We start from the raw sequence: 25,351 nt of genomic DNA, 5'->3' as shown, positions 1-25,351 counted from the left end.
CGCGGCCGGCCTTGGTTGGGTCCTAGCGCGGGACCACGGTGTAGGTGCTGCCCCGCCTGGTGCCGAACTCGACGACGTTCTCCTCCGGCCGGGAGACGTCCGTCCCGGCCACCCGGACCGGCTGCTGCGTACGCAGGCGGAGTCGGTTGCCGAGCAGCGACCGGATCCGCGCCACCTCGACCTTGCCGTCAGCCCACGTCAGATCGACCTCGAAGCCACCGCGGGCGCGCAGGCCACGGACCTTCCCCTCCGGCCATGCTGCCGGCAGCGCCGCGAGGAGGAAGAGCTCGCCGGAGTGGCTCTGCATGATCATCTCCGTGATCCCGGAGACGCCGCCGAAGTTGCCGTCGATCTGGAAGGGCGGGTGCAGGTCGAAGAGGTTGGGGGCCGTCCGGGAGGGATGGAGCATGTGCCCCACCTCCTTGTAGGCGTTCTCGGCCTCGAGCAGCCGCGCGCGGATGTTCATCTTCCACGCCAGCGACCAGCCCGTGGTGATCGCCGGGCCGCGCAGCTCGAGCGCCTTGCGGGCGGCGTCGGCCAGCTCAGGCGTACGCAGCGGGCTGATCTGGCCCGAGGGGAAGACGCCCCACAGATGGGAGACGTGGCGGCTCCGCTCGAGGGCGGCGTCCTCCCAGTCGATCAGCCACTCCTGGAGCTGGCCCAGGTAGCCGATCTGGTTGGGCGGCAGCTGATCCCGCATCGCCACCGCCTGTGCGACGAGCGGGTCGTGCTTGTCGAGCGCCTCGGCCGCCTTCTCGAACGCGGTGAACAGGTCGCGCAGGATCTGGCAGTCCATCGTCGGGCCGGCGCAGATGCTGACGCCCTCGTCGTCCTGCTCGTGGTGCTTGATCTCGGGCGAGTGCGACGGACAGGTGACCATGTAGCCGGACTGCTCGTCGCGCACCATCGTCTCGAGGAAGAACTCGACGGCTCCTCGCAGGGTCGGGAAGTGCTCGGCGAGGTTCGCCTTGTCGCCGGTGTACTCGTAGCGTTCCCAGAACAGCAGCGAGAGCCAGGCTCCTCCCATCGGCCAGACTCCGTAGTAGGCGAAGTCGACCGGTGCGGTTCCCCTCCAGCCGTCGGTGTTGTGGTGAGCGACCCAACCCTTGTCCGAGCCCCACATCTTCTTGGCGGTGTTCCGCCCGACCTCCGCGAGCTCCTCGGTCATCGCGAACATCGGATCCCAGCACTCGGCGAGGTTGGCCGGGCCGGCGGGCCAGTAGTTCATCTGGGCGTTGATGTTGAGGGTGTACTTCGACTGCCACTCGGGCTGCATCTTGTAGTTCCACAGGCCCTGCAGGTTGGCCGGCTGCCCGGGAGTCCGGGAGGACGAGATCAGCAGGTAGCGCCCGAACTGGAACCACAGCGCCGCGAGCTGCGGGTCGCCGCCGTCACGGAACGCCGCCACCCGCTCGTCGGTCGGCTTCTCGATCGCGGCGGAGGTGCCCAGGTCGATGTCGACCCGGCCGAAGAGCGACTGGTAGTCCCGTACGTGCGCCGAGCGCAGCTGCCCGTACCCGCGCCCGGTCGCTGCCTCCAGCGGCTTCGTCGCCCGGCCGACGTGGTCGGCGTTCACGTCGGCGTAGTTGCGGTAGCTGGTCGCCATCGAGAGCAGCAGGGTCACCGACGTGGCGTTGCGCACCCGGAGGTGGACTCCCTGACACTGGACCGTCCCGCCCTCGGTCTCGGCGCGGACGAGGCTGATGAAGCGTACGGCTCCCTCCATCCCCTCCGTCGGGCCGCTGATGCCCTCCAGTGCGAGCGTCCGCGCGTCGTGGGGACGTACGTCGCTCTGCTGCGGTGACTCGAAGGTGGCGTTGAAGGAGACCTTCTCGGCCTGGTCCGCGGTGAGGTGGACGACCATCACCTGGTCCGCGTGGCTGACGAACGCCTCGCGGCGGTAGCGCACGCCGCCGACCTCGAACTCCGAGATCGCGGTCGCCGACCGCAGGTCGAGAGAGCGCCGGTACGTCACGGGCTCGCCGTCGATGCCGAGGAACTCGAGCAGCAGGTCACCCACCGGCTGGTAGAAGGCCTGCTCGCTGGGTCGCCCGAGGAACTCCTCGTCGGCCAGGCGCTGTGCGCCCACCCAGTTCTCCTCGAAGATCATCCGACGGATCTCGGGGAGCACCTCCGCCCCACGAGGCGGGTCGTAGCTGTGCGGATGACCGGCCCAGACCGAGTCCTCGTTCAGCATCAGCTTCTCGCTGGCCACACCGCCGAAGACCATCGCGCCCATCCGGCCGTTGCCGATCGCCAGCGCTTGGAGCCACTCCGCGGCCGGCTGGCGGTACCAGAGCTCCAGCGGGTTGGTCTCGGGCTCATCGGCGGCTGCGGCCGCCTCGGTGACGACCGGCTGCACCAGGGCGCCGCCCGCCAGCGCAGAGGCGGCCTGCAGCACCCGTCGTCTCGTGAAGTCCACCATCAGCTTCCTCCTGACTCACGCCCCAGGTGGGGCAAACATCGGTTGTTTCAATGTAATAGACATCACACGTCATGTCGATGCCTGCTGAAACATCCTCCTGTTATGACCGATATCGGCCGCGCCGTGGAAGTCAGGACGAACAAAGATCTGATCTCTACAGGATCAGAGCGCTTCCCGGGCTGCTGCCGCCGCGGCGGCCAGCCGCTGCTCGTCGAGCCCGTAGAAACGGCGTGCGCTGCCGGCGTAGATCTCCTCGCGCTCGCCGCTCGACAGGCCGGCCAGCGCGTCCCGGAGCCCGGCGAAGACCCGCTCGTAGCCACCCGCGGCGGTGGAGATCGGCCAGTCTCCGCCGTACATCAGCCGGCTCGGGCCGAACACCTCGACCGCCCGGTCGACGAAGGGCTGGATGCCGGCCACGGTCCAGCCGTCGGGGGCCGCTCCCGGGTACAGCCCGGAGACCTTGCCGAACACCTTCGGGTTCTCGGCCGCTCGCTCGATGAGGCTCCACCACGGCTCCCGCTCGGCCTCGCCGATCGGTGGCTTGGAGAGGTGGTCGATCACGATCCGCAGGTCCGGATGCCGTTCGGAGAGCGTCGCGACGTGCTCGAGGTGGCGTGGCAGCACCGAGACGTGGTCGTAGGTGAGCCCGAGCCGTTCCAGCAGCCCGAGCACCTCGGCGACGTCCGGACGGAGGATCCAGTCGGGGTCGGGGATGTTGTGGATCAGGTTGCGTACGCCGACCACGCGGTCGTCTCCCCGCAGCGACTCCAGCCGCTCGGCGGCCAGGTCCGGCTGGTCCAGCGGCACGTAGACGACGATCCCCACCACCTCGGGATGTCGGTCGGCGACCTCGATCATCAGGTCGGTGTCACCGTCGTGGTCGTCGGACTGGACCAGCACGGTCGCGTCCACTCCCTGCGCCCGCAGCTGCGGCTGGACCTCGTCGAAGGTGAACCTCCGGTTGTACTCGGGTACGTCGGGACCGAGCCACGGGTAGGGCGAGCGGGTGAGGTCCCAGACGTGCTGGTGGCTGTCGATGATCATCTGGGGCGTCACCGGTTCGCCCAGTAGCTGCCGTCCGGATAGGCGTACGTCACCACCGACGCGGGATGCATCTCCGCGCTGTAGCCGGGCCGGGACGGCAGCCGGTAGGCGCCGTTCTCGACGATGCACGGGTCGGTGAAGTGCTCGTGGAGATGGTCCACGAACTCGGTGACCCGGTCCTCGAGCGTGCCCGAGACGGCGACGTAGTCGAAGACGGACAGGTGCTGCACGAGTTCGCACAGGCCGACGCCGCCGGCATGAGGACAGACGGGGACGTCGAACTTCCTCGCCATCAGATAGACGGAGAGGATCTCGTTGATGCTGGCCAGCCGCGCGGAGTCGAGCTGGCAGAAGTCGATGGCCTCCGCCTGGAACATCTGCTTGAAGAGCACCCGGTTCATGCCGTGCTCACCGGTGGCCACCCCGATCGGAGCCACGGCCTTGCGTACCGCGGCGTGGCCGAGGATGTCGTCAGGGCTGGTCGGCTCCTCGATCCACCACGGCTCGAAGCGGGCCAGCGCGTTGACCCACTCGATGGCCTGCGGCACGTCCCAGACCTGGTTGGCGTCGATCATCAGCTTCGCGTCCCAGCCGATCACCTCCCGGGCGATCTCGCAGCGCCGGATGTCGTCCTCCAGGTTCGCGCCGACCTTCAGCTTGATGTGCGTGTAGCCGGAGTCGACGGCTTCCGCGGCCAGCCTGCGCAGCTTGTCGTCCGAGTAGCCCAGCCAGCCGGCCGACGTGGTGTAGCAGGGGTAGCCGGTCTCCTCCAGGTGCCGGATCCGCTCCTCACGGTGGGGAACGCCGGCACGAAGGATGTCCAGGGCCTCCTCCCGGGTGAGGGCATCGCTCAGGTAGGTCAGGTCTGCGACGTCGACGAGCTCCTCGGGAGTCATGTCGGCCAGCAGTCGCCACAGCGGCTTGCCGGCTTCCCGGGCAGCCAGATCCCAGACCGCGTTCATGACCGCGGCGAGGGCCAGGTGCTCGACCCCCTTGTCCGGGCCCAGCCAGCGCAGCTGCGAGTCCGAGGCGAGATCCCGGTAGACCCCGCCCAGGTCACCCACCACATCGCTCACCTCGCGCCCGACCAACGGCTCGCCGCGGCGCTGCGCCGCCAGGGTGCAGATGTCGTTGCCGCGCCCGATGGTGAAGGTGAAGCCGAAGCCGGACAGCTCCGGGTCGTCGGTGCTCACCACGACGTACGTGGCCGAGTAGTCACCGTCCTTGTTCATGGCGTCGGATCCGTCCATCGACACAGAGGTCGGAAAGCGGACATCGGTGACATCGACGGCGGTGATACGGGTCACGAGGGATCCTCCTGTGGGGATGGGTGGCGCTTGTTCACGAGGTAGAGGTGGGTCAGGACCAGCACCGTCTCGCCACGCTGGTTGGTCACCGTGACGAGCTCATGGACGTAGCCGAGCTCGTCCGGCTTCTTCCTGTGCTCCGACGTCTCGGTGATCTCGGCGGTGACGGTGATGGTGTCGCCGATGAACACCGGGCCGATGAACCGGATCCGGTCGTAGCCGTAGGACATCGACTGTGGGTTGATGTCGGTGGCGGTCATCCCGACCGCCACCGCGAGGATCAGCGTCCCGTGGGCAATCCGCTGTCCGGCCGGCTGGGTGGCCATCCACTCCGCATCCATGTGATGCGGGAAGAAGTCGCCCGTCTGGCCGGCGTGCAGGACGATGTCGGCCTCGGTGATCGTGCGCCCCAGGGTGGTCCGGGACTCACCGACCGCGTAGTCCTCGAACCAACGTTCCTCGACTCTCACCGGGATGCTCCTTCCTCGACGGCGTAGCCGTCGGCTTCCATGACGAGCAGGCGCTCGGCGATCTCACCGGCCCGGCGGACCAGCTCGGCGTCGGTCATCCGGCCGGCCAGCGCCTCCGTCACCCACGGGGAGACGGTGTCCTGGAACTCCAGATAGCCGGCCGTACGCGGCCGCACCCACGCGCCCTCGAGGGTCGCCCGGGTGCCGCGGAAGAAGTCCCAGGAGTCTTCGTTGAGCCGGTCGTCGTCCCACGACGACGCGTAGCCGGGCTGGCCACCGGCGTCGTAGTAGATGCCCGACTGAACCTCCGACGAGGCGACCCACAGTGCGTACGCTCGGGCCGCGTCCAGATCTCGCGACCGCGCCGAGACCGCCACGCCGGCGCCTCCTAGCTGCGAGCCGGCCACCCCTCGGGGGCCCGAGGGCATGTCGACGTACTTGAGGCGATGTGGCCGGAACCCGGCTCGGGAGTAGTTGCTGTACCCGTACATCAGCGGCGCGTACGCCCACGGCCCGGCGGCGTCGGCGGCCAGCGCCTCGGCGACCTCGATCGGGTTCGCGTCCAGGCACCACGACGGCACCTGCTCGCAGAGCCGATGCATGAGGTCGAGCACGCTCAGCGCATCCTCCTCGGGCAGGAAGGTCCCGGGCTCAGCGTTGACCGGCGTCCCCCGATTGGCTGCCAGGGTGCACAGGGTCGAGTAGGCGTCGATGGGCTTGCACGGCCAGAGCACCCCGCCCCCGGCAGCCAGGTCGAGCACCTCCTCCCACGTACCGGGTGGAGCCGGCAGGCGGTCCGGGCGGTACGCAGCGACCTGGGCGGCGGCGTCGGTGGCCAGGCCGTACTGGCGCCCGCCATGGCGGTACGACGCGTGGCTGCTGCCCACGGCATCGGCGGCCAGGGCGGCCAGCTCGACGTCGTACCCCGCACCGTCCAGGGGCGCCAGCACCCCTTCGGCGACGGCCACGGGCACGTGGGGGTGGTCGATGACCATCAGGTCGAAGCGCTCCGCCAGCTCAGCCAGCGGCGCGTCGGCGAACGCCTGCAGAGAGCGATACTCCCAGCGCACCTCGACGCCGGTCCGGCGTGCGTACTCCTGGGAAGCCGCCACCTGGCAGTCGTAGCCACGCGGGTGCTCCCAGGTCATGCCGCGCAGGACCGTCATCGGTCCCCCTCGAGGTCGTGCTCACCCAGACGTGGAGCAGGACGCGGATTGGTCAGCCGCTCGCCGTCGATGCGGATCGGGCTGCGAGTGGTCGTGAGGGTGAGGCCGTCACGACGGATCTGCTGGGTCATCGCGATGGCCTCGAAGCCCTTGTGCTCCACGAGCTCGGAGAGCGTGAGCACCGGGGCGCACCACACGTCCTCGGCGTCCAGGACGGCCAGCCATGCGTCCCGGGTGTCGCTCCGGAGACGGTCACCGATCGCCTCCTCGATCTCGGACTGCCGGTCCCACCAGGTCTGCGGGTCGGTCATCGCCTCCAGCTCGGGGAGCCCGAGCAGCCGTCCGACGGTGGGCACGGGGTTCATCGCGATGGCGAGGTAGCCGTCGCTCGTCGGGTAGATGCCGTAGGGAGCCGAGAGGAAGGCGTGGGCCGACCGAGGTCCCTTGCGGCGGACCTCGACCGACGGGTCGTTGAGCCGCGTGGTCAGCAGCTCGAACTCCAGGTCCAGCAGGGACTCCATCAGGCTGGTCTCCGTCAGCCCGCCCTTCCCGGTCCGGAATCGCCGGACCAGCAGGGCGGTGATGCCCTGGGCCAGGTGACAGCTGGCGAGGTGGTCGGCCACCGCCAGCCCGACGGGGACCGGCGGGTCATCGGCCGACCCGTTGAGCCAGGGCAGGCCGGCGATCGCCTGGGCGAGCAGGTCCTGTCCCGGGCGGTCCTGGAACGGGCCGACGCCGCCGTACCCGGTCACGCTGCCGTAGACGATGCTCGGGTTGAGCGCCCGGACGGAGTCGTAGTCGAGACCGATCCGCTCCATCACTCCCGGTCGGAAGTTCTGGACGATCACGTCGGCCTCCGCGACCAGACCGCGTACACGCTCGAGGTCGGCGGGATCCTTCAGATCGGCTGCCACGCTCTCCTTGTTCCGGTTCATGGCGTGGAAGGAGAGGCTGTCGCCGTTCACCGTCCGCCCGGCGAAGGCCAGGCTCCGGCCCGCGTCTCCCCCGGCGGGTCGCTCGATCTTGATGACCCGGGCGCCCAGGTCGGCGAGCCTCAGCGCCGCCACGGGACCGGCCAGGAACTGGCTGAAGTCCAGGACCGTGACGCCCTCCAGAGGCAGGTCGGAGGCGCGGAGGCGGGTGCCACTCATCGGCGTTCCTTTCAGATGGTCGCGGGTCGGCGAGGCGGACCGGTGCGGGAAGGGGTGGTCACTGGTCATATGCCGGCGGCTCTCCGCCGCGGGCTGCGTCCGTGTACGCCGCCTCGACGACCGCCATGGTGCGGAAGACGTCCTCGACTCCCGTGGGCAGAGACGGGATCGACCCCTCGAGAAAGCGTTGGACGACGGCCATCGAGCCGATGAAGGCGTCGGGGAACCAGGACCCCTCGAACGGCACCGGTCGCCAGCCGGCGTCGAGCCGGTCGTCAGTGACCAGCTCGAGCGAGTCCTCGCCGCCGCGCGGGTAGTCCAGCAGCAGGCCGAGCTGCGCTCGGATGGCGCCGCGGGTGCCCTCCCACTTGACGAAGGACTCTTCGTGCCGGGGTCCGTAGTGGTGGTCGTGGTTGGTGGAGACGACCACCCTGATCGGTCGCTCCCCATAGCTCAGCGCGATGTCGGAGCGGCTGTTGGCGTGGGACTTCTCGGGGTGGCGCACGGTGACGGCGTGGACCCCGGTCGGGTCCCCCAGGAAGGAACGCACCAGATCCAGGTAGTGGACGCTGTGCATGTTGATCTCGAGCCGGTCCAGATCGAGCACGTACGGGAACATCTCCCACGGGGTCCGCACCGAGACCCGGACCTCCAGGTCGTAGAGCTCCCCGATCGTGCCGGCAGCGATGAGCTCGCGGGCAGCGACGACGTACGGCGCGAACCGGAGCTGCGTGTTGACCGCAGCCACCAGCCCCTTGCGCCGGCACACCTCGCGGGTGCGGATGCCCTCGGCCAGGTGGTTTCCCAAGGGCTTCTGCAGCAGGACGGCAGCCCCGTCGGGCAGCTGCTCGAGGACCTCGACGTGAGCCTCGGGCGGAAGGGCGACGTCGTAGACCGCGTCCGCCGGAGCCGACCGGACCGCGTCCGCGACGCTCTCGTGCACGGCGTGGATGCCATACCGTTCAGCTAGAGCCCGGGCCCGCTCGGGGACGAGGTCGGTGATGCTGGCGACCTCGAACCCCGCTTTTGCGTACGCCGGCAGGTGAGCGTCACGGACGATCCCGCCCGCGCCCACGAGCACGATCGGACGCGGGGTCTTCGGCAGCTCGGCCGAATAGCCAGGGTGCGGGTCGAACTCCGGTGGTGGATGCGGGGCCATCAGCCCTTCACCGCCCCCATCGTCTCGCCCCGCATCAGGAACTTCTGCGCGCCGAGGAAGACGATCAGCAGCGGCAGCATCGAGATGAAGGTCGCCAGCGCCAGCTGCGGCATGTAGAGCTTCACGTCCAGCCCAGCGGCGACGGTCGGATTGAAGAGGGGGCTGGCGCCGATCAGCTGCTGCAACCCGACGGGGAGGGTCTGGTTGTTCTGGTTGGAGGAGAGCAGCGCCAGCGGCAGGAAGAAGTTGATCCAGTTGGCGACGAAGGCGAAGAAGCCGACCAGCACCGCGGCCTGACGCGAGATCGGGAGCGCGACCCGCCAGAAGATCGACACCTCGCCGAGACCGTCGATCCGGGCTGCCTCGACGAGCTCCTGGGGCATGGTGGTCATGAAGTGGATGTAGGCCAGGTAGACCCCGAACGGGAAGAAGCCCATGATCAGCCCCACCGGCCACAGCTGGCCGACCGCGCCGATGGCGTTCACCTCGAGGAAGATCGGGATGACCAGCACGGTGTTCGGCATCACCATCGTGATCAGGGTGATCAGCAGGACGGGCCGGCGGGCGCGGAACCGGAGTCGGGCCAGCGCGTATCCCGCCGGTAGAGCGGCGACGACCGCCAGCAGCGCGCCCCCGCCGGCCACGGCGAGCGTGTTGAGCAGCCAGCGGGTGTACAGGCCGCCGCCGCCGGGGCCGAAACCGTTGACCTGCGACCAGCTGTACTGCGCGTTGTCCCACGACATGTCGCCGAAGCCGAACGGCCCGCCGGCCCCGGATGCGACGCCCTCGTTGGAGCGGAACGCCATCGCGATGAAGCCGGTGATCGGCAGGATGAACATGCACGCGACGAAGAGCATCGTGACGACGCGCGCGGTCTTGCCGACGCTCCAGTCGAACATGCCTCGCTTCGTCCCGGCCGCCCTGCGCTCGGCCACGGTGGTCTGGCTCATCGGTGCTCCTCCTCGCCGAACAGCCCGGTTCGGAAGACGACCAGCAGTCCGATGCCCAGCGTGATCACGAGCAGGATCAGCGACATCGCGGCGGCTGCGGGGAAGTTGTAGTTGCTGAAGGCGAAGGCGTAGCCCAGCTGGGTGGGCGTCCAATGATCGTCCAGCGCGTTGCTGGCGACCTGGTCGAGCAGCTGTGGCTCGAGGAACAGCTGGAACCCGTAGGCGAGGTTCATCAGCACGGCGTACCCGATCCACGGCCGGATGATCGGGAGCTTGACGTGCCAGGCCAGCTGCCATTCGTTGGCACCGTCGAGCCGTGCCGCCTCGAGCGTCTCCTCCGAGATGCCGTTGAGGCCGCCGTTGACCACGATGACCCACTGCCCGACGCCCTGGAAGAACATCATCGCGGCCAGGATGAACGGCAGATTCCCGGGGCCGGCGACCGCCTGCTTGATGGTGTCGACGCCCAGCGCCTGCCAGAACCCCTCGATCGGGGACTGGCTCGGGTTGAGCAGGTAAACCCAGAGGACGAGGTTGGCGACGCCCGCCAGAGCTCCCGGAATGTAGTAGATGAACCGCATCGACGACCCGAACCATCCGGGGCTGGCATGGACCAGCAGAGCCAGCCCGACGATGCCGATCGTCATGATCGGAAGCCAGACCACCAGGGTCGCGAAGATGTTCACGAACGTGTCGACGAACCGGTAGTCGGTGACGACGGTCCTGAAGCTGTCCACGCCCCCGAAGCCTCCACTGGGATCCAGCGGCGTCGGCGCCTTCTCCAAGGACGTCTTGATCGCGTACGCGACGGGGATGATGCCCGCGATCATCAGCAGGACGAGGTAGGGCGCCATCAGCACCCAGGCGCCACGCGTCTCGCTGGGCCGCGCGACGCGTCGCCGGGGACGGCGCCTCGGTCCCGCCGCAGGCAGCGAGGTGGCGATGTCCTCCATCAAGGCGGTCGACATAGACGGTTGCTCCTCCGATGTGTCCGGGCCACCGTGAGGCCCGATGTGACTGGGATGGCACCCTTCGGCCCGGGCGTCCCGGGCCGAAGGAGCTCGTGGGTGGCCGGGTTACTCGACCGTGTAGCCCATCGCCTTCGCCTGGCTGACCAGCTCGTCTCCGAAGGACGTCCAGGCCTTGTCGACGTCGCCTCCCGAGGCAAGGGCGGCGGCCACGGTCTCGGTCCACACCGCTCCGGTGTTGTAGAGCATGTAGGCGTGGCCGTCGACGACGTAGTCGTTGGCCTTCTTCATCGCCTCGAACGTGGTCTCGTTGTCCGCGAAGTAGTTGGCCTTGGCCTGCTTCTCCGCCCACGCGTCCTGCACGGGACCGTACGCCGGCAGGCCCGTGGAGAGCTCGACCTGCCACCTCGGGTCGGTGGCGACGAACTCGGCGAAGGTCAGCGTGTTCTCGAGCTGCTTGCCCGTGATGTGGTTCGAGACGCCCCAGAGGCCACCGCCCTCGTTGCCGGTGGAGGGCTCGCTCTCACCGTCCCACGCGAGAGGTTCCACGGCGGTCATCTCACCGGCCGGGATCTTCCAGGTCTGGTTGAAGAGGTAGTCCCCCCACCACGCGGCACCGGGGCTCATGACCAGGTCCTTGCCGACCTTGGCCGCGTCCGGATCGAAGATGCCGACGGTCGAGAGTGCCTTGCCCTCCAGCATCGTGCCGATCAGGTCCACCGCTCGGGTGCACTTGGCGTCCGAGGTGTCGATGTGGACCACGGTCTCGGACTTTCGGTCGTTGGTGGGACAGCCCGACCCCCACAGATAGCGGTCCGGGGCGTACGCGTCGCCGGTGAAGCCGCTGATCTTGCCCGGGTGCTCCTTGGCGATCTGGACGGCCAGGTCGCCGTACTCCTCCCAGGTCGTCGGCGCCTCGTAGCCGTTGGCGTCGAAGAAGGCCTTGTTGTACCAGAACACGTCGGGAGCCGCGTCGTTGCGCAGGCACCGGACCTGGCCGTCGATCTCGCAGGCGGCGTTGATCGAACCCTCGTAGCCGTCGAGCACGTCGGGCAGGTGGTCGCTCAGGTCGAGCGTGTAGTCGATCTGCGCACCGGAGGCCCAGGCGATGTCGTCGTTGGAGGGGAAGAAGATGGCGTCCGGCCAGCCCTGCCCCGCCTCGTTGAACTGGGCGAACTGCTGCTGGAGAGACTTGCCTCCGACGGTCCCGTCGATCTGGTTGATCTTGATGTCGATGTCGGGGTACGCCTTCTTGAAGGCATTCGCGGCAGGCACTCGCGGCGGGTCGACCCAGACGGTGATCGCGCCACCGGAGTCCGTCTTCTCGCCCGCGGCATCATCTCCTCCGCCGGAGCCGCAGGCACTCAGCACCGCGGCTGTCAGCAGGGTCACGGCGGCCACCAGGGCCGCCCGGTGACGTGAACCGAGTGGATTTCGCTTCATGGACATGGCTCCTTCGACGATGTGTCCCGAGCGGGGTGGAGTGTGACGCAGACCACTGCTCAAACGTTAGAGCAGATCCCTGCGAGTGGTCAATCGTTTGAGTGGATCTTCCTTCCGGGCCTTGACGATCCGTGGCCGACGACGTCAAAGTGATCGACGTCACTCAAACGATTGAGCAAGTCAAACGATTGATCTCACTGCGAGCCGACACCCACCCGACGGCGAGCCGGCTCGGGAAGAAGGACCATGCGTACCACTCGTTCCCTGGTCACCTTGACGACACTGCTGACGATGCTGGCGACCCTGTTCGCCGCGTCCCCCGCGAATGCGGCCGACGGGATGCCCGCGGCGTCGCGAACCACCTCCGCCTGGCTCCACGACGCCCTCCGAGTCGACACCGCCGACCTGCTGTCGCGCTCCGACCTCGTCCTTGCCACGGCACCCTGGCGCGCCGATCAGGCAGTGCCGCTCGCCAACGGCGAGCTCGGCGCCGGCGTCTGGGCAGCCAACGGCTGGACCGCTCAGCTGAATCGTGGCGACACCTTTCCGGAGCTGAAGTCGGCCGGCCAGCTGGTGCTGCCCGGCCTCTACGGCCTCTCCTCCGCCGAGGACTATCGCGGTCGCCTCTCGTTGCACGACGCGACGCTCACCCAGCGCGGCAACGGCATGACGGTGCGCAGCTACGTGCGCGCCGACTCCGACCAGCTCATCGTCGAGGTGGACGGTGCCGACCCCGATAAGCAGCAGACCGCCGAGCTCGGCCTGTGGGAGGGCCGTACGCCGACCGTATGGGCCCACGGTGACACGGCCGTCGTCGCGGAGACGTTCACCGACGAGTCGAATGCCCGCTCCACCGGACAGCTGGCCGCACTGACCGCCCAGGCACGCGATGTGCAGGCCGAGGTCGTCGACGAGCTCGGCGTACGGCTGAGCTTCCGCCCGGGTGCTGACGGGAGCTTCCGCATCGTGCTTGGCGTCCCATCCTGGGCCGGCGAGGACGTGGCCCGCGCGGCCGCGACCGCCACCCGGCTTCCGTCGCACCCGCAGCAGGACCACCTGGATGAGTGGCACCGCTACTGGGAGGGCGCGGCACCGATGCGCCTGGACAACCCCGACGGGTCCGCCCGCTACTTCGAGGCACTCCGGGCGATGCAGCTCTACGTCGCGAAGGCCTCCAGCGGCGGCGCGGTGCCGGCCAGCCACGGCGGGGTGACCAGCCTCTGGTCGTCGTACCGCGACGACATCCACTGGTCCTCGGACGCATGGTGGCACTTCAACCTCAGGCAGCCGGTGTGGGCGAATCTGGGCGCCGACACCGCCGACCAGAACGCCCCGTACTTCGACCTCTACCTCGACAGGATCGAGGAGATGAAGGCGTGGACGAAGACGAACTGGCCGGAGGCCGACGGGATCTGCGTCCCCGAGTTCCTGGTGTACGACGGCACCGCCGAAGCATGCGTGAGCGCGATGGAGCCGTCATGGCTCAACCGCATCCTCTCGACCGGGGCCGAGCTGGTCGAGAACGTCCGTCTCCAGTCTGACTACACCGGCGACCGCAAGCTCCTGGACCGTGCCTATCCGCTGCTCGAGGGCGTCGCCGAGTTCTACCTCTCGGTCCTGGAGGAGGGCGACGACGGGCGGCTGCACCTGCACCACGTCAACGCACTGGAGACGCAGTGGGACACGACCGACCCGACGCCCGACGTGGCGGGCATGCGCACGATCTTCCCGTTCCTGGCCGAGGTCACGAAGGAGCACGGGAACCTGCGCCTCGCCGAGCAGATCGAGGCGGCGATCCCCCGGCTGCCCGAGCTGCCGACGACGGTCCGCGACGGCAAGGAGGTGATCGCCTGGTCCGCGACCGACGAGGAGGACCACAACACCCAGAACCCCGACCTCGAGGCGATCTGGCCGTGGCGACTGGTCGGCGCAGAGGACCAGATCGCCCACGACACCTTCGCGACGCGCGTGTTCGACCAGACCCGGGAGTGGGCCTCGGACGCCCAGCAGGCCGCATGGCTGCACCGCGCCGACGACATGGTCGACCTGCTCGAGCAGGGCACGAGCGACTTCCAGGTCTTCGACAACGGCTTCGCCGCACACAGCAAGAACCATGACCCGCTGCGCGGAGGCGGCTTCTACGACACCTGGAACGCGGTCGTGGCCTCCACCGTCCAGGACGCCCTCGTGCAGGATGACCACGGCACGGTACGGATCGCGCCCGCGATCCCGGATGACTGGAGCGTGACCGGCGCCGTCCAGATCCCGGGCGGGCACCGGGTCGACGTCGAGATCCGGAACGGTGGACCCACGCTCGTCGGCATCGAGGCCGGAAGCCAGGACCGGATCGAGGTGGCGAACCCGTGGCCCGGCCAGCGGGTCGAGGTGCGGGACGCTCGCGGCCGGCTCGTCGAGCACGGCTCAGGAGGCGTCCTTCGGTTCGCATCCACAGAGGGCGCGTCCTACCGGATCGCGCCGGCCGGCGCGAGCTATCGCTTCGTCCCCCTCGGCGGCTCTGCCGCCCAGGCCCCGCTGGAGCTGGGCTCCAGGACGTACGGGGTCGCGACGAGCACGCCCCAGGTCGTCAGCGACACCGTGAGCGTGCTCGCCCCGAGCAAACTCCGGGCCATGTTGCGCGCGCAGGAAGGTGCGCCGATCTACGTGGATCGCGCGTACGTGCTCAGCGACCTGCCGGACGAGCTCGCCGGGACGATCATGGTGAGGGGCGCCAACGACGACTCCAAGGTCGTCTCCGACGAGTACCTAACCCTGGAGATCTCCGAGCCCACCACGGTGTGGGTCGCGTTCGACGACCGTGGCGAGAACGTGTGGTGGCCGCGGTGGCTCACCCACGGCCGTTGGACCCGCACGTCGGCGACGGTGGGCACCACCGATCGGCAGCTGGTGCTCTTCCGGAAGGAGGTGGCGGCCGGCACGCTCACGCTCGGCAGCAACTCGGGGGTCTCTGGACAGGGCGGATCCAGCTACGTCACGTTCGTACGGGAGCCCTGAGCCCCCGCGGCTGGGCCGTCTGAGACTGGGCGCCCGAGTTCTCAGACGGCCCGGCGCGGTGGCGCGGTGGACTCCCGCACGATGAGCTCGGGGGCGGGGTCGGTGATCATCTCGTCAGCCATCTCACCGGTCTCGATGCGGCGGACAACGCTGCGTACGGCCGCACGGCCCATGTCGTAGAACTGCATCTTGACCGCGGTCAGCGGTGGCCAGGTGTTCTCAGCGGTCCAGGAGTCGTGCACGGTGGCCACGGACAGGTCCTCGGGGACGCGGATCCCGTCGGCTCGGGCGGCCGCGAGGAGACCGATGGCGGCGTTGACGTTGGCGACCACGATCCCGGTGGGCCTAGGATCCCGCTCCATCAGCCGCCGCAGGGCGGTGCGGCCGTTGTCGGCGGTGTAGCCGACCCGGGTCTCGTAGTCCTGACGGACCGGCAGCCCGGCGCCGAGGAGGGCCTCCTTGTAGCCCACCCGGCGTCGCTTCGCCGTGAACGACCGGGGAAGGCCGTTGGCGAAGGCGATCCTCTCGTGGCCGAGGTCGATCAGGTGCTGGGTGGCGATCCGGGCACCGGTGCGGTCGTCGAGAGCGACCGAGCCGACGTGTCCCGGGTAGGTGGAGTTGATCAGCACGATCGGAGCGCCCGAGGCCAACAGCTCCCCCATCCCCGCCGGCGCGACACCGTCGCCCACCTGGATGACCATGCCGTCCACACGTCCCTCGCCGATGAGTCGGGCGATCATCTCGCCGCCGGGACGTACGTCGTCGGCGCGGCCGAGCAGCAGGGTGTAGCCCCTCGCGGCGGCCTCGTCCTCGGCGCCGTGCATGAGCTCGGTGAACAGGGCGTTGGTCAGGTCGGGCACCACCAGACCGACCACCTGGGTTCGCGCCGACTTCAGGGCACGACCGGCGAAGTTGGGGCGGTAGTGCAGGTCCTTGGCCGCCTGCACGATCCGCTCACGGGTCGCCTCGCTCACCCGAGCCGACGGCGCGTCGCTGAGCACCCGCGAGACAGCGGAGATCGAGACACCGGCAAGGGCTGCGACATCGCCGAGGGTGGCCATGGGCCGCAGCCTAGCTCTGCCCGGCAGCGGCGGCTTGGGACTCGGCGACTCCGGCGTGGCAGGAGCCGATTGGCCGTCACCGGCCATGCGGTTCACCCCCGAGCGGGTCGGCTCCGTGGCGCAGGATGCCGTGCTCGCCGAGCCGGGGTGCGCCCCGACGATGGCGGAGGATCTCGCCGTCGACGCGGATGGGGCTGCGCGTGGTCTTCAGGGTCACCGGTGTGCCGCCCGGCTCCAGGGCCGAGCGCTCGACCTCCTGGGTCATCTCGAGCGCGGCGAACTCCGGTGAGGCGAGCAGCTCCTCGAGAGTGAGCACCGGAGCCAGCCACCCGTTCGACCCGTCCTGCGCAGGCAGCGCGTCCAGCCAGGCGGCCGTGGTGTCACGTCCCAGAGCTGCGGCGATCAGGTCGTTCACCCGGTCGGAGTGCTTCTCCCAGGCTCCGGTGGCCGCGAGCTGGGTCAGCTCGGCGTCGCCCAGCGTGGTCGCGAGCCGGTCGAGGGGCGCTCCGGACAGCGCGACGTAGCCGTCCTTGGTGGCGAAGATCCCGGTCGGGGTCCAGGCGGACATCGGACGAGGCGAGCCCGCCAGATCCTCGCCCTCGGGTCGCGTCAGAAGCGTCGCCTGCAGGTCCAGCATGCCCTCGAGCAGGCTGGTCTCCACGAGCCCGCCCCGGCCGGTCCTGGCCCGGCGTACGAGCAGTGCGGTCACGCCTTCGGCGAGGTGGCAGCTCATCAGGTGGTCCGCGAGGGAGAGCCCGACCGTCATCGGGCGGTCCGCACCTGCCAGCCAAGTCACCCCGGACACCGCTTGAGCCAGGAGGTCCTGACCGGGTCGGCTCACCCAGGGTCCGGTGTCGCCGTAGCCCGAGGCGCTCGCATAGACGAGCCCCGGGTTGAGCTCGCGCACGCTCGCGTAGTCGAGGCCGATGCGCTCCATGACCCCGGGCCGGAAGTTCTCGATGAGGACGTCGGCGCGAGCGACGAGGTCCTTCACCCGAACCAGGTCCGCCGGGTCCTTGAGGTCGGCGACGACCGCCTCCTTGTTGCGGTTCATCGCATGGAACGAGAGCGTGTCCCCCGCCGCCGAGCGACCTGCGAACGCGAGCGTCCGACCGATCTCGCCGGTGTGGGGCCGCTCGACCTTGATCACCCGCGCGCCCAGATCCGCCAGCCGAAGCGCTGCGACCGGACCCGCCAGGAACTGGCTGAAGTCCAGGACCACGGTCCCGGCGAGAGGCAGATCCTCCGGTTGCATCGCCACTCCCCCATCGCGCGATCAATCGTTTGCGCAATAGTACGGCTCCGCCCGCATGGAGAGCAAGAAGTGCCGAGGCGTCGCCTGCGTCGGCCGAGCTGGCAGGGCGCTGCCGACTCGGCCGACGCGGCTGACCTCTCGGCCGACGCGGCTGACGCCTCGGCTGGGGTCAGGGGCGCAGCGTGCCGTCCACGCGACGCGGCGTGCCGGTGTGTCCGTCGCGCAGCTCCTCGGGCAACAGCTCCTGCGGCGCGTCCTGCCACACCATCGGGCGCAGGAACCGGCGCACGGCGGTGACGCCGACCGAGGTGTGCAGGGTGTTGGTGGACGGCCACGGTCCGCCGTGATGCTGCGCCCACGAGACACGTACGCCGGTGGGGAAGCCGTTGAAGACCAGACGGCCGGCGATCGGGGCGACCGCCTCGACCAGTCGCCGGGTCAGCACGGACTCGTCGGGCTCGGAGTGGATGGACGCGGTGAGCGATCCGGGCACCTACCTCAACGCGGTGACGAGGTCGGCCTCGTCGGCGTACCTCACCACGACGGCGGCGGGGCCGAAGCACTCCTCGAGGATCTCCGGGAGTCCCGTCGAGCTGGTCACCAGGAGTCCCGCGGCGGCCCATGCGGGCTCGCTCTGCCGCCTCGCCGTCACGGCGGCGGTGACGCCGGGCGCCGACCCGAGCCGGCCGAGGATCTCGCGGTAGGAGCTGGCGATGCCGACGTTGAGCAGCGGCTGCGCGACCGACTCGGCCAGGATCGCCGCCAGTTCGTCGACCAGCTCGTCACCAGCGTCCCCGGCCGGCACGAACACCAGTCCCGGCTTGGTGCACAGCTGCCCGGCCGACCCGGTGATCGACGCGGCGAGACCCTCGGCGATGGCTGCCCCGCGAGCCGACGCGCCGCCGGGGGTGACCACGAGCGGGTTGAGGCTGCCGAGCTCGCCGTAGAACGGGATCGGCTCGGGGCGGGCGTTGACCTGGTCGAGCAACGCCCGGCCGCCGGCGGGCGAGCCCGTGAAGCCGACCGCCTTGATGAGCGGGTGGACGACCAGGTCGGCCCCGGCCTCTCGACCGTGGACCAGGCCGACCGTGCCGGGCGGCAGCCCGAGGTCCTCGACCCCGGCACGCAGCGCGTCGAAGGCGAGCTGGGAGGTCAGCGGGTGCGACTCGTGCGCCTTGACCACGACCGGACACCCGGCCGCGACCGCGGACGCGGTGTCGCCGCCCGGCACCGAGAAGGCGAGCGGGAAGTTGCTGGCCCCGAAGACGGCGACCGGGCCGAGCGGCACGAGCATGCGGCGTACGTCGGGGGCCGGCCCGAGCGGCGTCTGGGCGGCGTGGTCGATCGCGGCCTCGAGGAAGCTGCCCTCCCTGACGGCCTCGGCGAAGAGGCGCAGCTGGAAGGTGGTGCGGCCGACCTCGCCCTCGAGGCGAGGTCTGGGCAGCCCGGTCTCCGACATCGCGGTCTCGACGAGCCGGGCGCGGCTCTCCTCGAGCCGGTCGGCCATCGCTTCGAGCAGGCGGGCACGGCCCTCGCGACCCAGCGCTGCCAGGGCCGCCACAGCGGCCTGCGCCTCCGTGACGACCCGGTCGACCTCCTCGGTGCTGGTGGCTCGCAGACCGGTCGGGGTCTCCTCGCCGGTGGCGGGGTTTCGGGACGACAGGACGGTCACAGCAGGTTCCTTCCGGCGAGGTTGCGCATCAGGTCGGCGACGCCGAAGTCCCACGACGCGCACTCCTCGCTCGCCCTGACACGGTTGACGAGGGTGCCGAGCTCGGGCGCGGAGATCCGGACGACGTCACCCGAGTGGTGGGTGAACCCCATGCCGGGCTCGTCCCGGTCGTCGGAGGGCGCGAACATGGTGCCGAGCAGCAGCACGGCCCCGTCGGGGTACTGGTGGTGTGGGCCGACCAGCTGGCGCACCAGATCCGCGGGGTCGCGGCTGATCGCGCGCATCGACGAGGTGCCCACCATCTCGAAGTCGTCCTCGCCGCGCACCTCGAGCGAGACGGTCATCGCGCGCACGTGGTCGAGGGTGAAGCCGTCGTCGAAGAGCCGTACGAACGGGCCGATGGCACAGGCGGCGTTGTTGTCCTTGGCCTTGGGCAGCAGGAGCGCCGAGCGGCCCTCGACGTCACGCAGGTTGACGTCGTTGCCGAGGGTGGCGCCGACGATCCGGCCGTCGGAGGCGACGACCAGCGCCACCTCCGGCTCGGGGTTGTTCCAGCGCGACGCGGCCAGCACCCCGACCTCGGTGGCGGTACCGACCGCGGACAGTGGCTGGGCCTTGGTGAAGATCTCGGCGTCGGGTCCGATGCCGACCTCGAGGTACTGGCTCCACATGCCGCGCTCGCGCAGCACCTCCTTGAGCCGCTGCGCCTCCGGCGAGCCGGGGACCAGCTCGTCGAGCCCGCCGCCGATCGCCGCGGTGATCTCGGCACGCACCGTGGCCGCGGCGTCGGCCTCACCCCGAGCGCGTTCCTCGATGAGCCGCTCCAGCATCGAGACCACGAAGGTCACCCCGGCGGCCTTGACCGCCTGCAGGTCGACCGGCGCGAGCAGCCAGGGACGGGCGGCGTCGCGGCCCTCCGGCGGCGTGTTGGCGAGCAGGTCGGCCACCGTGGCCAGCGGCTCGCCGAGCACACCGGCCAGCGCGGCGACGGGGTCGGTCTGCTCGCAGAGGTCGCGCACCGTCGGGAACGTCCCGCTCACGTCGTACGCCGTGCCATCACGCACCACGACAACGCTCGGTCCTCCTGCCTGCGGGTCCCAGACACGCCCCACGAGCGTCGGGGCGGCGCCATCGGTGGGCAGTGTGGCGGCCAGGTCGGGCGCCCAGTCGGTGGTGAGGGTCATCGGTGGTCCTCCGGTCAGGCTCGGACGAATCGGGGTGCGCGCTTCTCGGCGAACGCCGCGCGGCCCTCGGCGGCGTCGGCGGTCGCGAAGCAGACGGTCTGGATGTCGCGCTCGTAGGTGACCGCCTGCTCCAGTGGCATGTTGGCGGCGGCGGCCAGGTTGGCCTTGGCGGTCTCGACGGCGATGGGCGCGCGGCTCGCGATGGTCTCGGCGAGCTCGAGGGCTCGCGGCAGGAGGGCGTCGGGCTCGAGCACCTCGCTGACCAGGCCCCAGGCGAGCGCCTGCTGCGCGTCGATCGGATCGCCGGTCATCAGCATCACCGCCGCGTTGCTGGGGCCGATCGAGCGGGCCAGCAACGCCGACATCCCTCCACCACCGATCCAGCCGAGCTTCACCTCGGCGGCGGCGAGCTTCGCGGTGGTCGACGCCAGCCGGATGTCGCAGATCAGCGCGGTCTCCAGGCCGCCGCCGAGGGCGTACCCGTTGATCGCAGCGATGATCGGCTTGCGCAGCACCTTGAGGGAGTCGCAGTAGTCCTCCCGGTTGCGGAAGGCCCACGGGCTGGCGTACTTGTCGAGCTCGGCGATGTCCGAGCCCGCGCAGAAGGCGCGGTCGCCGGCGCCGGTGAGCACCACGACCCGGATCTCGTCGGCGTCGTTGCACCAGCGCGCCAGCGCGACGAGCGCATCCGACATCTCCTGGGTGACGGCGTTGAGCTTGTCGGGCCGGTTGAGGGTGATCACCCCGACATGGCCGCGCTGCTCGAACAGCACCTCCGGGCAGGTCGACTCAGGTGCGGTCATCGGACAGCTCCTTCCGGGTTCGCACGGCCGAGGGCGGCCAGATGGCAGTCGTCGATCCGAGACAGGGCCGCGGCGGTGCTGATCGAGCCGGACAGGGCCTCGCGCACGACCTCGGCGGCCTCGGTCTGGAACGTCACGTAGCCCGGATGACGGGGCCGGACCCACGCCCGCTCGACCGTCTCCAGGGTGCCGCGGTAGAAGTCGCCCACCGGCTCGTTCACCGCCGGCGAGGTCCACGCGGCGCGTGCGGACGGCTGGCCGGCGTGCGCCGGGATGAAGTCCTGCTGCACCGGCGCTGACATGAGGTGGCGTACGTGGTCGAGCAGCTCGGGCGTGACCTCGCACCGTGTCGTGAGCGCCAGGCCGGTCCCGCCGAGGGTCGAACCGGGCCGCGTACCGGGTGCCAGCGTGGGCGCGTCGGTGAAGCGCACCGGCCGGTCGAGCGTGGTGTCGGCGTAGGTGACGTAGCCGTAGACGAGCGGCACGTGGGCGATCGTGTCGCCCTCGGTCATCTCGGCGAGCAGGCCGATCGGGTCGAGGTCCCGGGTGTGGCGCGGCGCCCGCGCAGCCAGGTCGGCCATCAGATCGAGGGCCTGACGTCCGACCTCATCGGAGACGAAGTGCTGGGTGCCACCTGGCTCCTCTCCCAGTGCGACGCAGACAGAGGTGAAGGTCAGGAGCGCGTGCGGGCCCGCGACCGACAGCGCGACCGGCGCCCGCCGGGACAGCGCGGCGACCTCCGCCCACAGCCGCGGCACGACATCCACGAGGTCCACGCGCGTCGCGGCGACCTGCGTCGCCGCGTCGAGAGGCACCGCCCACAGCCGTCCGTCCATGACGTACGACGCCAGGCTGGGACCCACGGCCGCGTCCGCCCACGCCGCCACCTGCTCGCGACCGACGAGGTCGTCGAACGACTGCAGGCAGCCGTGTGCGAGGGCGTCGCCGAGGTGGGGATGGTCGAGGACGACGAGGTCGTAGTCGGCGGCGATCTCCTCGATCGGGGTGGACTCGAAGCCGCTGAGCGGGTGGACGTCCCAGGTCAGGTCCAGGTCGCTCGCCTCGGCCGCCGCGACCAAGGCGTCCCGGCCGCGCGGGTGATCCCAGGTCAGGCCGCGAAAGGTCGGCAGGGTCATCGGACCGGCTGCTCAGGACGGGTCTCGGCGACCACGCCGTCGGCCGTCAGCACCGCGATCTCCTCGCCGGTGAAGCCGGCCTCTGCGAGCAGCTCGCCGGTGTGCTCCCCGACCAGGGGAGCGCCCCGCTCGATCGAGGCCGGCGTGCGGGAGAAGGCGTACGGGAATCCTGGGGTCGTGACCCGGCCCTCGGTGGGGTGGTCGTACTCGACAAAGGTCCCGTTGTGCTTGATCTGCGGGTCCTCGACCAGGGCCGCGTAATCCTGGACCGGGCCGCACCAGATGCCGGCCGCACCGAGGGCGTCGAGCCACTCGGCCGTCGTACGCAGCACCAGCCGGTCCGCAGTGCGGCGATGGACCTCGTCTCGGTGGGTCCAGCCGTGCACCTCCGAGCTCATCTCGGCGAACGCGGGCTCGTCGATGACCTTGCCCAGCGTCGGCAGGTCGGGCATGGCGAGGGCGAGGAAGCCGTCCGCCGTCTTGAACGTGCCGTAGGGCGCCCGGATGTAGACGTGCGCGTGCGGCTCCGCGCTGCGCTGCTGGGGCACCTTGCCGGCCACGAACACCGACAGCTCCTGCATCTGGAGGGTGGTGATCGCGTCCAGCATGTTCACCTTCACCAGCTGCCCCTCGCCCGTACGCTCGCGGTGGAGCAGCGCCGCCAGGACCGCCTCGAACGCGGTGGAGGCGGTGACCGCGTCGACGAGGTACTGCCCCGCCGGCTGGGGCGGCTCGCCGTGGCGACCGGTCGAGAGCATCGCGCCGCTGCGGGCCTGCAGCAGCAGGTCCTGCCCGGGTTGGTCGACGTCGGGGCCGTCCTCGCCGTAGCCGGACATCGAGACATAGACCAGGCGCGGGTTGATCGCCGAGAGCGTCGCGTAGTCGACGCCGAGCCGTTCGGCCACGCCTGGGCGGTAGTTCTGGAGAAAGACGTCGGCCGTCTCGACCATCCGCAGCAGCACCTGCTTGCCGGCGTCGGCCTTGAGGTCGACCGCCAGCGAGCGCTTGTTGCGGTTGAGGGAGAGGAAGGAGACGTTGATCTGGTTGCCCTGGGCGCCGCCGGCCGCGGCGTGGCGCTGCCACTCGCCTGTGACCGGCTCGACCTTGACGACGTCGGCGCCCAGGTCACCCAGCCGCTGAGCGGCGAACGGGCCGGCCATGGCGATCGAGCAGTCGAGGACGCGGTAGCCCTCGAGGATGCGGGGTGTGGTGGTCATCGGTTCGGCTCTTCCTTGCCTGGGTGGGTTGGCGGGTCAGTCGGGCTGGTCGCCGAGTGCGCGGATCGCGGCGCGGGCCGCCCGGACGTCCTCCGCGCCGTCGAGCACGCGGATCGTGGTGGTGTAGCTGCGGGTGTCGCCGTGCTCGAGCCAGGTCATCGACCCGTCCTCACGGGCGGCGGCGTCGCCGGCGACCGCATGCGTCGACGGCTCCAGCCCGATGGCGTACTGGCCGCTGCGGAGGTTCTGCCACTCGAAGAAGTGGGGCATCGTGGCGGAGTCCCAGGAGACCTCCACGCCGAGCGTCTCGTCGCCGCGGACCAGTGCGACCCGGTGCCGGCCGTCGCCCTCGGCGACGAGGGTGTGCTCGTGGACCTGCTCGACGAACCGCGGCTGCGGCTCGGGGAGGGTGCGGTAGGAGACGCCCTGCTCGGCGACCGAGTCGGAGCACCACGGCGTCTCGCTGATCGCCGCGACGAACTCGGTGCCCCCATCGACCAGTGGCCAGCCGAAGTTGAGGTGGTAGAGGAACATGTGCGGCGTCGGGTCGAAGCCGAGGTTGTCGACGACGTCGTGGAGGCGGATCTCGAGCCCGTCGAAGTCGGCCTCGATCGTGCGGGTCAGGCGCAGGTGCTCACCGAAGGACGTCGCCTGGACGACCTCGCCTCGCACCAGCAGCACACAACGCTCGCCGTCCCACACCTCGCGGGCTTCGAGCAGGCGGCCGGGGATCGCGGTGAGCCTGCCGTGCAGGCCGTGGTTGACCGTCTGCTTCGGCGGATAGTTGTACGCCGTCGCGTCGACATCGCCGCCGAAGAGGGTGTGGTCGAGGCCGCCGGAGACCAGCAGGCCGTCGAGGGCGCGCAGCCAGGACAGACCGCCCTCGTCGTGGTGCTCGTGCAAGCCCGGATGGCGGAAGCCGTTGCCGCTGCGCCAGCCGAAGGGGACGCCCCGCAGCCTGGCCGCGCCGAGGTCGAGTGCCCGGTCGACCAGCACCTCGAGCTCGAGCCCGGCCGAGGTGCGCAGCTGCACCGCGCGTACGCCGCGCTCGGAACCGTTGTCGAGGACGACCTGGCGCACTCCTGCGACGGACTCGGTGTCGCCGGTGCGCTCGCGCAGCTCCCGCGGCGTGAGTCGGTGTCCGAAGATGTCCAGCTTGTCGAGATCGCTCATTGCATGTTCCATCCGCCGTCGACGTTCAGGGTCTGCCCGGTCATGAAGGACGCGTCGGGCCCGACCAGGAAGGCGACCACCGCCGCCAGCTCGGCGGGGCAGCCGCGCCGTTTGAGGGACTGGTGGTCCAGCACGTGGGCCGTGTAGGCCTCGGGGTCCTCGTGGATCTCCTCGGCCTTGGTCGGGAAGGCACCCGGGGCCACCGCGTTGACGCGGATGCCCTGCGGGCCGAGCTCGCGCGCGAGCGCACGGGTCAGCGCCACCGCCGCTCCCTTGGTCGAGACATAGCTGGCGAGCTTGTCCCAGCCGCCGGAGAAGGTGATCGAGCCGATGTTGACGATCGAGCCGCTCCCCCGCGGCGCCATCAGCCGGGCCGCTGACTGGGCGGCGACGAAGTAGGCCCGCTGGTTGACCGCCACCACGTCGTCGTACTCGCTGACCGGGATGTCCAGGAACGGCGTGGCCGGATAGATCGCCGCGTTGTTGAGCAGCACCTCGAGCGGCCCCAGCTCGCGCTCGGCCTCCTCCAGGGCGGCGACCAGGGCATCGGCGTCGCGGACGTCCACGGGCAGGGTGACCTGCCGGACTCCCGTCGCCTCGACCTCGGCCGCCGTGGTGGTCAGCGCGTCACCCGCCAGGTCGAGCAGGGCGAGCGAGAAGCCCTCCTGCCCGAGGCGTACGGCGCTGGCGCGGCCGAGGGAGCCACCAGCTCCGGTCACCACGGCACAACCGCGGGTCGGGGTCTGGGACGTCAT

General features: G+C 70.2%; 21 protein-coding genes. 1 reads left to right on the top strand and 20 read right to left on the bottom strand.

The window, feature by feature from the left end; genetic code table 11:
• Positions 1-22: 22 nt before the first annotated feature.
• The 10 genes from OH802_RS10555 to OH802_RS10510 all read right to left on the bottom strand — a co-directional run bounded on the left by OH802_RS10555 (position 23) and on the right by OH802_RS10510 (position 12,083).
• Positions 23-2,425 (bottom strand): glycosyl hydrolase family 95 catalytic domain-containing protein, encoded by a 2,403-nt coding sequence (locus OH802_RS10555; protein ID WP_406027640.1) that lies wholly within the window; start codon positions 2,423-2,425, stop codon positions 23-25.
• Between the two features lie 162 nt (positions 2,426-2,587).
• Complete coding sequence (locus OH802_RS10550) at positions 2,588-3,481, bottom strand: amidohydrolase family protein (protein ID WP_406027638.1); 894 nt, start codon at positions 3,479-3,481, stop codon at positions 2,588-2,590.
• Positions 3,478-4,776 carry an L-fuconate dehydratase gene (locus OH802_RS10545; RefSeq protein ID WP_406027636.1) on the bottom strand — a complete coding sequence of 433 codons (1,299 nt, stop codon included), beginning with the start codon at positions 4,774-4,776 and terminating at the stop codon, positions 3,478-3,480. The genes OH802_RS10550 and OH802_RS10545 overlap by 4 nt, the downstream gene beginning before the upstream one ends.
• Positions 4,773-5,246, bottom strand: a complete 474-nt coding sequence (locus OH802_RS10540) for a MaoC family dehydratase (RefSeq protein ID WP_406027634.1) — start codon at positions 5,244-5,246, stop codon at positions 4,773-4,775. The genes OH802_RS10545 and OH802_RS10540 overlap by 4 nt, the downstream gene beginning before the upstream one ends.
• Positions 5,243-6,412 carry an extracellular solute-binding protein gene (locus tag OH802_RS10535; RefSeq protein ID WP_406027632.1) on the bottom strand — a complete coding sequence of 390 codons (1,170 nt, stop codon included), beginning with the start codon at positions 6,410-6,412 and terminating at the stop codon, positions 5,243-5,245. Before OH802_RS10535 ends, OH802_RS10540 begins: the two co-directional genes overlap by 4 nt.
• Entirely contained in the window at positions 6,409-7,563 is a 1,155-nt protein-coding gene (locus OH802_RS10530) for a CaiB/BaiF CoA transferase family protein (RefSeq protein WP_406027630.1), read from the bottom strand. Before OH802_RS10530 ends, OH802_RS10535 begins: the two co-directional genes overlap by 4 nt.
• Positions 7,564-7,621: 58 nt before the next feature.
• Positions 7,622-8,722, bottom strand: coding sequence for a Gfo/Idh/MocA family protein (locus OH802_RS10525; protein ID WP_406027628.1), 1,101 nt, complete (start codon positions 8,720-8,722; stop codon positions 7,622-7,624).
• A complete protein-coding gene (locus OH802_RS10520) occupies positions 8,722-9,672 on the bottom strand; it encodes a carbohydrate ABC transporter permease (RefSeq protein ID WP_406027626.1) in 951 nt (316 codons plus the stop codon). The genes OH802_RS10525 and OH802_RS10520 overlap by 1 nt, the downstream gene beginning before the upstream one ends.
• Positions 9,669-10,640: a carbohydrate ABC transporter permease gene (locus OH802_RS10515; RefSeq protein ID WP_406027624.1), complete on the bottom strand. Its 972-nt coding sequence runs from the start codon at positions 10,638-10,640 to the stop codon at positions 9,669-9,671. The genes OH802_RS10520 and OH802_RS10515 overlap by 4 nt, the downstream gene beginning before the upstream one ends.
• Positions 10,641-10,748: 108 nt before the next feature.
• The gene (locus tag OH802_RS10510) at positions 10,749-12,083 is read right to left on the bottom strand and encodes an ABC transporter substrate-binding protein (protein ID WP_406027622.1); all 1,335 of its coding nucleotides are present in this window, start codon (positions 12,081-12,083) and stop codon (positions 10,749-10,751) included.
• Positions 12,084-12,329: 246 nt separating this feature from the next.
• Between OH802_RS10510 and OH802_RS10505 the strand changes: the two genes are divergently transcribed.
• Positions 12,330-15,095: a glycosyl hydrolase family 95 catalytic domain-containing protein gene (locus OH802_RS10505; protein WP_406027620.1), complete on the top strand. Its 2,766-nt coding sequence runs from the start codon at positions 12,330-12,332 to the stop codon at positions 15,093-15,095.
• Positions 15,096-15,136: 41 nt separating this feature from the next.
• Here the strand turns inward: OH802_RS10505 and OH802_RS10500 are convergent, their stop codons facing one another.
• From OH802_RS10500 to OH802_RS10455, 10 genes are all read right to left on the bottom strand, one after another.
• Complete coding sequence (locus OH802_RS10500; RefSeq protein WP_406027618.1) at positions 15,137-16,156, bottom strand: LacI family DNA-binding transcriptional regulator; 1,020 nt, start codon at positions 16,154-16,156, stop codon at positions 15,137-15,139.
• A gap of 76 nt (positions 16,157-16,232) precedes the next feature.
• Positions 16,233-17,411, bottom strand: coding sequence for a CaiB/BaiF CoA transferase family protein (locus tag OH802_RS10495; RefSeq protein WP_406027616.1), 1,179 nt, complete (start codon positions 17,409-17,411; stop codon positions 16,233-16,235).
• 169 nt (positions 17,412-17,580) lie between these two features.
• Positions 17,581-17,904 carry a hypothetical protein gene (locus OH802_RS10490; RefSeq protein WP_406027614.1) on the bottom strand — a complete coding sequence of 108 codons (324 nt, stop codon included), beginning with the start codon at positions 17,902-17,904 and terminating at the stop codon, positions 17,581-17,583.
• Positions 17,905-19,083, bottom strand: coding sequence for an aldehyde dehydrogenase family protein (locus OH802_RS10485; protein WP_406027612.1), 1,179 nt, complete (start codon positions 19,081-19,083; stop codon positions 17,905-17,907).
• Positions 19,080-20,267 carry a fumarylacetoacetate hydrolase family protein gene (locus tag OH802_RS10480; protein ID WP_406027610.1) on the bottom strand — a complete coding sequence of 396 codons (1,188 nt, stop codon included), beginning with the start codon at positions 20,265-20,267 and terminating at the stop codon, positions 19,080-19,082. The genes OH802_RS10485 and OH802_RS10480 overlap by 4 nt, the downstream gene beginning before the upstream one ends.
• 14 nt (positions 20,268-20,281) lie before the next feature.
• The gene (locus tag OH802_RS10475; RefSeq protein WP_406027608.1) at positions 20,282-21,070 is read right to left on the bottom strand and encodes an enoyl-CoA hydratase/isomerase family protein; all 789 of its coding nucleotides are present in this window, start codon (positions 21,068-21,070) and stop codon (positions 20,282-20,284) included.
• Positions 21,067-22,206: a hypothetical protein gene (locus OH802_RS10470; RefSeq protein ID WP_406027606.1), complete on the bottom strand. Its 1,140-nt coding sequence runs from the start codon at positions 22,204-22,206 to the stop codon at positions 21,067-21,069. Before OH802_RS10470 ends, OH802_RS10475 begins: the two co-directional genes overlap by 4 nt.
• Entirely contained in the window at positions 22,203-23,423 is a 1,221-nt protein-coding gene (locus OH802_RS10465; protein ID WP_406027604.1) for a CaiB/BaiF CoA transferase family protein, read from the bottom strand. The genes OH802_RS10470 and OH802_RS10465 overlap by 4 nt, the downstream gene beginning before the upstream one ends.
• Before the next feature lie 36 nt (positions 23,424-23,459).
• The gene (locus OH802_RS10460; protein WP_406027602.1) at positions 23,460-24,596 is read right to left on the bottom strand and encodes an aldose 1-epimerase family protein; all 1,137 of its coding nucleotides are present in this window, start codon (positions 24,594-24,596) and stop codon (positions 23,460-23,462) included.
• A complete protein-coding gene (locus OH802_RS10455; RefSeq protein ID WP_406027600.1) occupies positions 24,593-25,351 on the bottom strand; it encodes an SDR family NAD(P)-dependent oxidoreductase in 759 nt (252 codons plus the stop codon). Before OH802_RS10455 ends, OH802_RS10460 begins: the two co-directional genes overlap by 4 nt.

The organism is Nocardioides sp. NBC_00850 (genome assembly GCF_045207335.1).
Taxonomy (GTDB): domain Bacteria; phylum Actinomycetota; class Actinomycetes; order Propionibacteriales; family Nocardioidaceae; genus Nocardioides.
This window is presented reverse-complemented; position numbering and strand designations above follow the sequence as displayed.